1 protein-coding gene is annotated in these 13,638 nt (G+C 76.6%); it reads left to right on the plus strand.

Annotation, left to right across the window (positions count from 1 at the left end; translation table 11 throughout):
* Positions 1 to 13,623: a type I polyketide synthase gene (locus ACGFI1_RS30065; RefSeq protein WP_392790112.1), complete on the plus strand. Its 13,623-nt coding sequence runs from the start codon at positions 1 to 3 to the stop codon at positions 13,621 to 13,623.
* Positions 13,624 to 13,638: the final 15 nt, after the last annotated feature.

The following is a 13,638-nucleotide window of genomic DNA, read 5'->3' on the forward strand; positions in this document are numbered from 1 at the left end:
ATGGACGACGCGTACGCGATCGTAGGCATCGCCTGCCGGTTCCCCGGCGCCCCCGACCCGGCCGCTTTCTGGCGCCTGCTCCGCGACGGCCGCGACGCCGTCTCGCGGGCGCCCGCGGACCGCTGGGGCGGGCGTCCGGTGGACGGTCCGGGCGGCCACGGGGCCTTCCTGGAGCACATCGACCGCTTCGACGCCGGCTTCTTCGGCGTCTCCCCCGTCGAGGCGACGACGATGGACCCGCAGCAGCGGCTCGTGATGGAGCTCGGCTGGGAGGCCCTGGAGGACGCCGGGATCGTCCCGGCGGCGCTGGCGGGCACCGCCACCGGGGTCTTCGTCGGCGCGACGTGGGGCGACTACGCCGCGCTGCTGTACCGGGACGGCGGCGCGGCGATGAACCGGCACTCCATGACCGGCATGAACCGGGGTGTCATCGCCAACCGGCTCTCGTACGCGTTCGGGCTGCGCGGGCCCAGCATGACGGTGGACACCGCGCAGTCGTCGTCCCTGGTCGCGGTGCATCTTGCGGTGCAGAGCCTGCGGCGCGGCGAGTCCTCGCTCGCCCTCGCCGGGGGCGTCAACCTGGCGGTGCTGCGCGAGAGCACGAGGAGTTCGGAGCTGTTCGGCGGGCTGTCCCCGGAGGGGCGGTGCCGCACCTTCGACGCCCGCGCCGACGGCTACGTGCGCGGTGAGGGCGCCGGGATCGTGGTGCTCAAGCCGCTGGCCCGCGCCCTCGCGGACGGCGACGCGATCTACTGCACGGTCCTCGGCAGCGCGGTCAACAACGACGGCGACGGGCCGGGGCTGACCGTGCCGAGCCGCGACGCCCAGGCCGAGGTGGTGCGCCGGGCCTGCGCGGACGCGGACGTCGACCCGGCCGACGTCCAGTACGTGGAGCTGCACGGCACCGGCACCCGCGTCGGCGACCCGATCGAGGCGGCGGCGCTCGGGCGTGCGCTCGGCTCGGCCCGGGCGCCGGGCGATCCGCTGCGCGTCGGCTCGGTGAAGACCAACATCGGGCATCTGGAGGCGGCGGCGGGCATCGCCGGCCTGATCAAGGCGGCGCTCGCGCTGCGGCACCGGTTCCTGCCGCCCAGCCTGAACTTCGCCTCGCCGAACCCCGCGATCGACCTCGATGCCGCCAACTTGTCCGTCCAGGTCGAGCCCGAGGACTGGCCGTCTGGGACGCCGGTCGCGGGGGTCAGTTCGTTCGGCATGGGCGGCACCAACTGCCACGTCCTGCTCGGCGCGACGAGTGCGGAGACGTCCACCGTCGCGGACACCGGCCCTGCGGCGGCGGTCCCGCCGGAGTGGACGCCGTGGGTGCTGTCGGCGGCGAGCCGGAGGTCGCTGCGGGCGCAGGCGACGCGGCTGCGGGAGCACGTCGGCGGCGGGTCGGCATCCGCGCTCGGCGACGTGGGATGGTCGCTGGCCACCACCAGAACGTCCTTCGCGCACCGCGCGGTGCTGGTCGGGCGGAGTCGCGATGACCTGCTGGACGGCCTGGACGCGCTCGCGCGCGGGCTCCCGGCCGCCGGCCTGACCGAGGGCACCGCCTCCGACCCCGGCAAGACCGTGTTCGTGTTCCCCGGCCAGGGTTCGCAGTGGGCCGGGATGGCGGTCGGCCTGCTCGACTCTTCCGAGGTCTTCGCCGGGGAGCTGGAGCGCTGCGCCGAGGCGCTCGCCCCGCACACCGACGGCTGGTCGCTCATCGACGTCCTGCGGCAGGCCCCCGGCGCGCCGCCGCTGGACCGGGTGGACGTCGTCCAGCCCGCGCTCTTCGCGGTCATGGTGGCGCTGGCGGGGCTGTGGCGGTCGTTCGGCGTGGCGCCGGACGCGGTGGTCGGCCATTCGCAGGGCGAGATCGCGGCGGCGTGCGTCGCGGGCGCGCTGTCGCTGGAGGACGCCGCGAAGGTGGTGGCGCTGCGCAGCCGGGCGCTCGCCACGCTGCCGCGCGGCGGCGGCATGGCGGCCGTCGCGCTGTCCCGGGCCGAGACCGAAGCCCGCATCGCGGGCCTCGGGCCGGGCCTCGCGGTCGCGGCGGCCAACGGCCCGCGCTCCACGGTGGTGTCAGGCGACGCCGAGGCGGTCGCCGCGCTGGTCGCGGCCTGCGAGGCCGACGGCGTCCGCGCGCGGACGGTGCCCGTGGACTACGCGTCGCACTCCCCGTACGTCGAGCCCGTCCAGGACGACCTGCTGGCGGCGCTCGCGGGCATCACGCCCCAGGAGTCGGAGGTGGCCTTCTACTCCACGGTGACCGGTGGGCGGATCGACACCGCGCAACTGGACGCCGCCTACTGGTACACCAACCTCCGCCGGCCGGTGCTGTTCGACCGGGCGGTGCGGGCCCTCGCCGAGGACGGCCACCGGGTCTTCGTCGAGGCGAGCCCGCACCCCGTGCTCACCGCGGGTGTGCAGGAGACATGGGAGGACGCTTCAGCAGAGCCGGACGCGTCCCCCGTGGTCGTCGGTTCGCTGCGCCGCGACGACGGCGGATGGGAACGGATGCTGGAGGCGCTGGCCCGGCTCCATGTACACGGTGTCCCGGTGGCGTGGGCCTCGGTCTTCGGCGGACGGGAGGTCCGCCGGGTCGCCCTGCCCACCTACGCCTTCGACCGCGAGCGGTACTGGCCGGACGAGACCGCGACCACGACGGCTGCTCCGGTAGAGGCTCCCGCCCGTCCGGTGGTCGTGGAGGCGGCTCAGGAGACCGCCTCGGAGCACGATCTGCTGGACCTCGTCCGCGCGAACATCGCCGTCATCACCGGGCATTCCGCGCCCGGCGCCGTGGACGCCGCCCGGACGTTCAAGGAACTCGGCTTCGACTCGGTGTCGTCGGTGGAGCTCCGCAACCGGCTCGGCGCCGCGACCGGGCTCCGGCTCCCCGCCGCGCTCCTCTTCGACCATCCCACCCCCGCTGCCGTGGCCCGGCACCTGCGCGCCGAACTGGCGGGCGAGCCGGTCGGCGACGCGACCGCGGCCGTGCCGGCGGCGGACGACTCCGACCCGATCGTCGTCGTCGGGATGGGCTGCCGCTTCCCCGGCGGGGTCGGCTCCCCCGAGGAGCTCTGGCGGCTGGTGCTGGACGGTGGCGACGCGATCGGCGGCTTCCCGGCGGGACGGGGCTGGGACCTCCCCGGCCTGTACGACCCCGACCCGGACGCGCACGGCAGGTCCTACGTCCGGGAGGGCGGGTTCCTCCACGACGCCGACCGGTTCGACCCGGCCTTCTTCGGCATCAGCCCGCGCGAGGCCACCGCCATGGACCCGCAGCAGCGGCTGCTGCTGGAGACCTCGTGGGAGGCGCTGGAGCGGGCCGGGATCGATCCCGGCGCGCTGCGCGGCACGCCCGTCGGCGTCTACGTCGGCGCGATGTCACAGGACTACGGGCCGCCCCTGCACCAGGCGCCGGCGGGCCTGGACGGCCATCTGCTCACGGGCGGGACGGCGAGCGTCGCGTCCGGCCGGATCGCCTACACCCTCGGGCTGGAGGGGCCGGCCGTCACGGTCGACACGGCCTGCTCGTCGTCCCTGGTGGCGCTGCACCTGGCGCGGCAGTCGCTCCGGCAGGGCGAGTGCTCGCTCGCGATCGCCGGGGGCGTCGCGGTCATGGCGGGGCCGGGGATGTTCGTGGAGTTCTCCCGGCAGCGCGGACTGGCCCGCGACGGCCGGTGCAAGGCGTTCGCCGCCGCCGCCGACGGCACCGCGTGGGCGGAGGGCGCGGGGATGCTGGTCCTGGAGCGGCTCGGCGACGCCCGCCGCAACGGCCATCCCGTCCTCGCCGTGCTGCGCGGTTCGGCCGTCAACCAGGACGGCGCCAGCAACGGGCTGACCGCGCCGAACGGACCGTCGCAGGTCCGGGTGATCCGCGCCGCGCTCGCCGACGCGGGCCTCGCGCCGGACGCGGTGGACGCGGTCGAGGCGCACGGGACGGGCACCGCGCTGGGCGACCCGATCGAGGCGGAGGCGCTGCTCGCCGCCTACGGGCGGGGCAGGCCCGCGGACCGTCCGCTGCGGCTCGGTTCGCTCAAGTCCAACATCGGGCACGCGCAGGCCGCCGCGGGCGTGGGCGGGGTCATCAAGATGGTGATGGCGCTGCGGGAGGGCGTCCTGCCGAAGACCCTGCACGTGGACGAGCCCACCCCGCACGTGGACTGGTCGGCGGGCGCGGTGTCCCTGCTCACCGAGGCCGCGCCCTGGCCGGACGCCGACAGGCCGCGCCGCGCCGGGGTGTCGTCGTTCGGGATCAGCGGCACCAACGCCCACCTGATCGTCGAGCAGGCCCCCGAGGACGCGGCCGCGGGCGGCGCTCCGGAGGACGGGACGCGGGGCGGCCCGGTGCCGCTGACGGTCTCGGCGCGTTCCGAGGGCGCGCTGCGCGCGCAGGCCGAGCGGCTCCGCGCGTTCGTCGCCGAGCCGGGCCGGGACCTCGACCTCGACGACCTCGGCCGGTCCCTGGCGTTCGGCCGCGCGTCGTTCGAGCACCGCGCCGTGGTCGTCGCCGGTGACCGGGACGCGGCGGCGGCCGGGCTGGCGGAGCTGGCGGCGGGCGACGCGGGCGCCGGGGCCGTCCGGGGCGTCGCGGGCGCTCCCGGCCGGACGGTGTTCGTGTTCCCCGGGCAGGGGGCCCAGTGGGCGGGGATGGCCCGCGAGCTGCTGGCGTCCTCGCCGGTCTTCCGCGCCCGGATGGAGGACTGCGACCGCGCGCTGTCCCCGCACGTGGACTGGTCGCTGCTGGACGTGCTGCACGAGGCCGAGGGCGCGCCCGGCCTGGACCGGGTGGACGTCGTCCAGCCGGCCCTGTTCGCGATGATGGTCTCGATCGCCGCGCTGTGGCGGTCCTTCGGCGTCCGCCCGGACGCCGTCGTCGGGCACTCGCAGGGCGAGATCGCGGCGGCGTGCGTCGCGGGCGCGCTGTCGCTGGAGGACGCCGCGACGGTGGCGGCGCTGCGCAGCCGGGTCCTCACGGCGCTGGCCGGGACGGGCGGCATGGCCTCGGTCGCGCTGCCCGCCGCCGAGGTCGCGGCGCGGCTGGAGGAGCGGGCCGGGCGGCTGGAGGGCCGGGCCGGGCGGCTGGAGATCGCCGCGGTGAACGGGCCGGCCGCCACGGTCGTCTCCGGCGCCCCGGACGCGGTCGCCGCGTTCGTCGCCGACTGCGAGGCCGGCGGGGTGCGCGCCCGCACGGTTCCGGTGGACTACGCCTCGCACTCCGCCCACGTGGAGGCCATCGAGGAGGCGCTGGCGGAGGCGCTCGCCGGGATCGAACCGCGCTCCACCGGCGTCGCGTTCTACTCGACCGTCACCGGTGAGCCGGTCGACACCGCGACCCTGGACGCCGGGTACTGGTACGCCAACCTGCGCCGGACGGTGCTGTTCGAGCCCGCCGTGCGGGCGCTGCGGGACGCCGGTCACGGGGTGTTCGTCGAGGTCAGCCCGCATCCCGTACTGACCACCGGCATCGCGGACGCGCTCGGCGGCGATACCGCGGACACCGTGGTCGCCGGTTCGTTGCGGCGCGACGACGGCGGCATGGATCGGATGCTGACGTCCCTAGCGGAGCTGCACGTCCGCGGCGTCGAGGTGGACTGGGCACCTGCCTTCAGCGCTTCCCGCGCCGGGAGCGTCAAGAGCGAGCTGCCGACCTACCCGTTCCAGCGCAACCGCTACTGGCTGGACGCATCGGCGGGCGGTGGCTCGCACGACGGTCTGGACCATCCGTTGCTGACGTCCGCCTTGGACCTCGCCGATGACGGACGGCTGGTGCTGACCGGCCGGGTCTCGACCTCGGCGCACCCGTGGCTGGCCGACCACGCCGTGGCGGGCACCGTGCTGCTGCCCGGTGCCGCGCTGATCGAGCTGGTGTCGTGCGCGGCGGAGCGGGCGGGGTGCGCGCAGATCGACGATCTGACTCTGGAGGCGCCGCTGGCGCTGCCGGACGGGGCCGAAGTCCGGATCCAGGTGACCGTGGGTCCGGAGGAGGCGGGGCGGCGGTCGGTCGCGGTCCACGCACGCGGCGGCGCGGACGACGACGAGCCGTGGACGCGGCACGCGACCGGCGTCCTCGCGGTCGAGGCTCCGGCCGGGGACGCGGAGCCGGATCGGCTCGCCGCCTGGCCGCCGCCGGGCGCGACCCCGGTCCCGGTGTCCGACCTGTACGAGCGGCTGGCCGAGGACGGCTACGAGTACGGTCCCGCCTTCCAGGGGCTCCAGAACGCCTGGAAGGTCGGCGACACCGTTTACGCCGAGGCGGTCCTCGCGGAGGAGCAGACCGCCGAGGCGGGCCGGTTCGGCGTCCACCCCGCGCTGCTCGACGCCGCGCTGCACGCGCTCGCGCTCGGCGGGCCGCTGGGGTCCGGCGGGCCGGGCCGGATCGCGCTGCCGTTCTCCTGGTCGGGAGTCCGGCTGCACGGTTCCGGTTCTGGTGTGGCGGCGGTGCGGGTCCGCTGGTCTCCCTTGTCGGGCGACACGGTCGAGGTGCTGCTCAGCGACACCTCGGGCAATCCGGTCGCGACGGTGCGGGCCTTGACCACGCGCCAGGTGCGGCTGGACGAGATCGCCCCCGCCACGTCCGACGCGCTGTACGAGATCGCCTGGACGCCGGTCGAGACCTCCGAGGACGGCGCCGTCGCGGTGGCCCTGTTCGAGGACGTCCTCCCGTCGGACGCGGCCGTCCCGGAGTTCGTCCTCTACACACCCCCGACCGCAGCACCCGAGACCTCCCCGCCGGACGCGGCGCGGTCGGCCGCTCACGCCGCCCTTGAGGCGGTGCAGCGATGGCTGTCCGACGACCGCTTCGCCGAGGCGCGGCTGGTGGTGCGCACCCGGCGGGCCGTGGCCGTGTCTCCGGACGAGGCACCCGATCCCGCCGCCGCCGTGGTGTGGGGGCTGGTCCGCTCCGCCGAGCGGGAGAACCCCGGCCGGTTCGTCCTGCTCGATGCCGAGGATGCCGAGAACGTGGCGGCGGCGCTGGCGACCGGCGAACCTGAGCTCGCCCTGCGCGCCGACGGTGCACGAGCACCACGGCTCGTCCGGACGACGCCGGGCACCCGGCCGCTTCCCCGGTTCGGTGACGGAACCGTCCTGATCACCGGGGCGAGCGGCACCCTCGGCGGGCTGGTGGCGCGCCATCTGGCGGCCGAGCACGGCGTCCGTCACCTGCTGCTGCTCAGCAGGCGCGGCGCGGACGCGCCCGGCGCGCGGGAGCTGGAGGCCGAACTCGCCGCGCACGGCGCCGCCGCGACGTTCGCCGCCTGCGACGCGGCCGACCGCGACGCGCTCGCCGCCGTCCTCGGCGCGGTGCCCGCCGACCGTCCGCTCGTCGCCGTCGTGCACGCGGCCGGGACGCTCGATGACGGCGTGGTCGGCGCGCTCACCCCGGACCGGCTCGACACGGTGCTGCGTCCGAAGGCGGACGCGGCCTGGCACCTGCACGAGCTGACCCGCGACCTGGATCTGGCTGGCTTCGTCCTGTTCTCGTCCGTGGCCGGGACGGTCGGCACGCCGGGCCAGGCCGGCTACGCCGCCGCGAACCGGTTCCTGGACGCGCTCGCCGAGCAGCGCCGCGCCGAGGGCCTGCCGGCGCGGTCGCTTGCCTGGGGCCTGTGGGCCGAGGCGAGCGGCATGACCGGCCACCTCGACGCCGCCGACCTGGCGCGGATGGCGCGCGGCGGCGTCCTGCCGCTGCCCACCGACCAGGGGCTGGCGCTGCTGGACGCCGCGCTGACGACCGACACGGCCGTGCCGGTCCCGGCCCGGATCGACGCCAATGCGTTCCGTGGCAGGGACCGCGCCGGGGTCCCTGCCGTCCTGCGCGGCCTAGTCCGCACGCCCGCGCGCCGAACCGCGACGGGCGCGACCGGCCCGGCGGACTGGCCGGCGCGGCTGGCGGCGCTTTCCCCCGAAGAGCGGGAGCGCGCGCTGCTGGACCTGGTCCGCACCCACACGGCGGCGGTGCTCGGCCACGCGCCCGGCGAGCGCGCCGACGGCGACCGCGCGTTCAAGGAGCTGGGCATCGACTCGCTGACGGCGGTCGAGCTGCGCAACCGGCTGACGGCGGCGACGGGGCTGCGGCTCCCGGCGACGCTGGTCTTCGACCATCCGACCCCCACCGCGCTGGCCTCGCGCCTGCGGGCGGAGCTGACCGGCGGCCCGGAGGACGGCGCCCCCACGGCCGCCGCGTCCGCGGCGGCCGACGAGCCGATCGCGATCGTCGGCATGGCGTGCCGCTTCCCCGGGGGCGTGCGTTCGGCCCGGGACCTGTGGCGGCTCGTCGCGGCGGACCGGGACGCCATCGGCGCCTTCCCCGAGCACCGCGGCTGGAACGTCGAGGAGCTCTACGACCCGGACCCGGACCGGCCGGGCACCAGCACCACCCGGCACGGCGGGTTCCTCGACGGCGCCGAGCTGTTCGACGCCGACTTCTTCGGGATGAGCCCGCGCGAGGCCCTGGCCACGGACCCGCAGCAGCGGCTCCTGCTGGAGACCAGCTGGGAAGCGTTCGAGCACGCCGGGATCGATCCGGACACGGCGCGCGGCAGCCGCACCGGGGTCTTCGCCGGGGTGATGTACGGCGACTACGGGGCGCGGCTCCGGACGGCCCCCGAGGAGCTGGAGGGATACCTGCGCAACGGGAGCCACGGCAGCGTGGCGTCCGGCCGGGTCGCCTACACGTTCGGCTTCGAGGGCCCGGCCGTCACGGTCGACACGGCCTGCTCGTCCTCGCTGGTGGCCCTGCATCTCGCGGCGCAGGCGCTGCGGAACGGCGAGTGCGACATGGCCCTCGCCGGCGGCGTCACCGTCATGGCGACGCCGATGACGTTCATCGAGTTCAGCCGGCAGCGCGGCCTCGCGCCCGACGGCCGGTGCAAGCCGTTCGCGGACGCCGCCGACGGCACGGGCTTCTCCGAGGGGATCGGCATGCTGCTGGTGGAGCGCCTGTCGGACGCGCGGCGCAACGGGCACCGCGTCCTCGCCGTGGTGCGCGGCAGCGCGGTCAACCAGGACGGCGCCAGCAACGGGCTGACCGCGCCGAACGGGCCGTCGCAGCAGCGGGTGATCCGCGCCGCGCTCGCCGCCGCCGGGGTGGCCCCGCACGAGGTCGACGCGGTGGAGGCGCACGGGACCGGGACCACGCTCGGCGACCCGATCGAGGCCCAGGCCCTCCTCGCCGCCTACGGGCAGGACCGGCCGGACGACCGTCCGCTGTGGCTCGGGTCGATCAAGTCGAACATCGGGCACGCGCAGGCCGCCGCCGGCGTCGCCGGAGTGATCAAGATGGTCATGGCGATGCGGGCGGGCGTGCTGCCCCGGACGCTGCACGTGGACCGGCCGACCTCGCACGTGGACTGGGCGGCGGGCGCGGTCCGGCTGCTCACCGAGCCGGTTCCGTGGCCGGAGGCGGACCGTCCCCTCCGGGCGGGCGTCTCGTCGTTCGGGGTCAGCGGCACGAACGCCCACGTCGTGCTGGAGTCGCCACCGCCGCCGCCCGCACCGGCGGACGCCGAGGCCACCCGCGACGACACCCCCGCCGTCTTGGCGGACGCCGTCACGCCCTGGCTGCTCTCCGGCAAGAGCCCGGACGCGCTCCGCGACCAGGCCGCCCGCCTCCTGGACTTCATCACCACGGAGACCGACCCGGCGGCGTCCGACCCCGTGGCGGTCGGGCGGGCCCTCGCCGCGCGCACCCACCACGACCACCGCGCCGTGATCGTCGGCAGCACGCCGGACGTCCTGCGCGACGCACTGGACTCGCTCATTCGGGACGAGCCCGCGACCGCGCTCGTCCGGGGCACGGCCGCCGCAGGCGCGTCCGGCGGGACCGTGTTCGTCTTCCCCGGCCAGGGCTCGCAATGGGAGGGCATGGCGGTCGAGCTGCTGGACGCCTCGCCGCTGTTCCGGCGGCACATGCGCGCCTGCGCCGAAGCGCTGGCCCCGCACGTCGACTGGTCGCTGGAGGACGTGCTGCGCGGCGCGCCGGACGCACCCCCGCTGGAGCGGGTCGATGTCGTGCAGCCCGCGCTGTTCGCCGTGATGGTCTCCCTCGCCCGGGTGTGGGAGGCGTGCGGCATCCGCCCGGACGCGGTGCTCGGCCACTCCCAGGGCGAGATCGCCGCCGCCCACGTCGCCGGGGCGCTCGGCCTGGAGGACGCCGCCGCCGTGGTGGCGATCCGCAGCCGGGCGATCACCGCGCTCGCCGGGACGGGGGCGATGGCGGCGGTGCCGCTGCCCGCCGCGCGGGTCCGCGACATGCTCGCGGGCGCGTACGAGCAGGTGCGGGTCGCGGCGGTCAACGGCCCGTCCGCCACCGTCGTCGCGGGCGACCCGGACGCGGTCGCGCGGCTGGTCGCGGACTGCCGGAGCGCGGGCGTCCGGGCCCGGACGATCCCGGTGGACTACGCGTCCCACTGCCACCACGTGGAGGCGGTCGAGGAGCGGCTGCTCGCCGAGCTGGCGCACGTCCGGCCGCAGGCTCCGGAGGTCCCGTTCTACTCCTCCGTCACCGCCGCCCGGATCGACACCGCCGAGCTCGACGCCGCCTACTGGTACCGGAACCTGCGGCGGCCGGTGCGGTTCGAAGAGGCCGTCCGGCTGCTGCTGGCGGACGGCTACGGCCTGTTCGTCGAGGCGAGCCCGCATCCGGTGCTGACCGGGCCGGTCGAGGAGACCGCCGAGGACGCGGGTCCCGGCGCCGCCGCGCTCGGCACGCTGCGGCGCGACGACGGCGGGGCGTCCCGCCTGCTGACCTCGCTCGCCCAGGCCCACGCGCACGGCCTGCCGGTGCACTGGGACCAGATCTTCGCCGGCCGGGACGGCGAGCCGGTGCCGGAGCTGCCCACCTACGCCTTCCAGCACCGGCCCTACTGGCTGGACGCGCCGCCCGAGACGGACGCGGCGGCGGGTGTCACCGCGGCCGGGCTCGACCCGCAGGACCATCCGCTGCTGGCGGCCGCGACCGAGCTTCCGGACGGCGGACGGCTGTTCACCGGACGGCTCTCGCAGGACGACCACCCGTGGCTGGCCGACCACCGGGTGCTGGACGTGGTGCTGCTGCCCGGGGCGGCGCTCGCCGACCTGGCCCTGCACGTGGCGGCACGCGTCGGATGCGGGCGCGTGGACGACCTGACCCTGCACACGCCGCTGGTCATCCCGGAGGGCGGCGGCGTTCAGGTGCAGATGCTCGCTGGGCCGCAGTCGGGCGCGGACGGCCGGCGTGCGCTGACCGTCCGGTCCCGGCCGTCCGGTGCCGAGGACGCCGGGTGGGAGCAGCACGCCACCGGCACCCTGGCCCCGGTCTCGGCTGTGGACGGGCCGCAGAACACCGAGGCGTGGCCGCCGCCTGGGGCCGAGCCGGTTGCCGTGGACGACCTCTACGAGAGGCTGCTCGACCAGGGCCTCGGCTACGGTCCCGCCTTCCAAGGTCTGCGCGCCGCCTGGCGCCACGCCGACGACGTCTACGCCGAGGTTGAACTAGGCCCAGACCTCGACACAGGCGGCCATCTCCTCCACCCCGCACTGCTGGACGCCGCCCTGCACACGGTGTTCCTGCGCCCGGCGGCGAGCCAGGGTGCCGATGGCGTGCCGCTGCCGTTCGCCTGGACGGGCGTGACGTGCCATTCGGCCGCGCCCACCGCGCTCCGCGTGCGCCTCACGCAGACAAGCGACGACTCGGTCTCGCTGGAGGCGACCGACGCGGACGGCCGTCCGGTCGTCACGGTCGAGTCCCTCGTGATCCGGGCCATCAGCCCCGAGCGGCTGCGTCCGTCCGGGGACGCGGGCGGTGTGCTCCACCGGGTCGACTGGGTCGCCGCCCCGATTCAGGGGGGCACCGCACCGGGCCGGGCGTGGGCGGTGGTCGGCGGCGACGCGGCCCGCGCGGCTCTGCGGCTCGGCGGCCTCGCGGGACGGACGCACTCCGGCCTCGACGAGCTGCGTGCCGCCGTGGACGCGGGCGCCCCGGTCCCCTCGGCCGTCCTCGTCCCGATCACGGGCGGCGAGGTGCACGCGACCGTGCGGGAAGCGCTCGCGCTGCTCCAGGGCTGGCTCGGCGACGACCGCTTCACCGGCTCCCGGCTGGTTCTGGTGACGCGGGACGCGGTCGCGGGCGCTGGCGAGCCCGATCTGTCCGCCGCTGCGGTGTGGGGTCTGGTCAGGTCCGTCCAGAGCGAGCACCCGGGCCGGGTCACCGTCGTCGATCTCGACGGGACGGACGCGTCCGCTGTGGCGCTGCCCGCCGCGTTGGCCGGAGACGAACCGCAGCTGGCTCTGCGGGACGGTGCCGTCCGGGTGCCGCGACTGGTCCGGGCCGCGCCGCCGGACGGAGGCGGCGCGGCCCCCTCCTTCGACTCGGTGCTCATCACCGGCGGCACCGGGACGCTGGGCGGCGCCCTCGCCCGCCACCTGGTGGAGCGCCACGGCACCCGGCGGCTGGTGCTGGCCGGCCGGCGCGGCCCGGCCGCACCGGGCGCCGCCGAACTGTGCGACGAGCTGGCCGCGGCGGGCGCCGAGGTCACGGTCGCCGCCTGCGACGCCGCCGACCGGGACGCGCTCGCCACACTGCTCGCCGGGCTGCCGGACCTGACGGCGGTGGTGCACGCCGCCGGAGTCCGCGACGACGGCACCGCCATGTCGCTCAGCCCCGGTCAGGTGGACGGCGTGCTGCGGGCCAAGGCGGACGCCGCCTGGAACCTGCACGAGCTCACCCAAGACCGCGACCTGTCGGCCTTCGTCCTGTACTCCTCGTCCGCCGGGGTGCTCGGCACGGCCGGGCAGGGCGGCTACGCCGCCGCCAACGCCTACCTCGACGCGCTGGCCTCGCACCGCCGGGCGCTCGGCCTCCCCGCCCTCTCGCTCGCCTGGGGGCTGTGGGAGCAGGACACCGGCATGACCCGCGACCTGAGCGGCGCCGACCGGGCACGCCTCGCCCGGACCGGCCTCGCCCCGCTGGACACCGCCGCCGGGCTCGCCGCCTTCGACGCCGCGCTCGCACTGGACGAGGCCGTGGCCGTGCCGCTGCGGCTGGACCGCGCGCGGCTGCGCGAGCAGGCCGCCGCCGGTCTGCTGCCGCCGCTGCTGAGCGGACTCGTCCGCGTACCGGCGGGACGCGCGGCGGCGACCGGCGACGGTGGCCTGAAACGGCGCCTGACCGGGCTGGACGCGGCGGAGCGCCGCGCGGAGCTGCTCGCGCTGGTGCGCGGCGAGGCCGCCGTGGTCCTGGGGCACGGCTCCCCGGACCGCGTCGATCCCGAGCGCGGCTTCCTGGACATGGGCTTCGACTCGCTGACCGCGGTGGAGCTCCGCAACCGCCTGGCCGCGGCGACCGGTCTGCGGCTGCCCGCCACGATGGGCTTCGACTACCCCGACCCGGCGGCGCTGGCCGGCCACCTGGACGAACGGCTCGCACCGCGCGAGGCCGCCGGCGCCCAGCCCGTCCTGGACGAGATCAGCCGGCTGGAGCCGCTGCTGCCCGCCGTCACCCGCGAGGCCCGCGCCGAACTCGCCGCCCGCCTCGAGGACTTCCTGCTGAAGCTGACCGGCGCCGACCCGGCCGCCGCGGTCGGCGCCCGGATCGAGTCCGCCACCGACGACGAGGTCTTCGACTTCATCGACAAGGAGCTCGGAATCACCTGATGTCCGCCAGTGCGA

Source organism: Actinomadura geliboluensis, assembly GCF_043197915.1.
Taxonomy (GTDB): Bacteria; Actinomycetota; Actinomycetes; order Streptosporangiales; family Streptosporangiaceae; genus Spirillospora; species Spirillospora geliboluensis.

Excerpts from the sequence above, each read along its gene's own strand:
- ACGFI1_RS30065 (WP_392790112.1), top strand. The coding sequence starts at position 1 with ATGGACGACGCGTACGCGATCGTAGGCATCGCCTGCCGGTTCCCCGGC.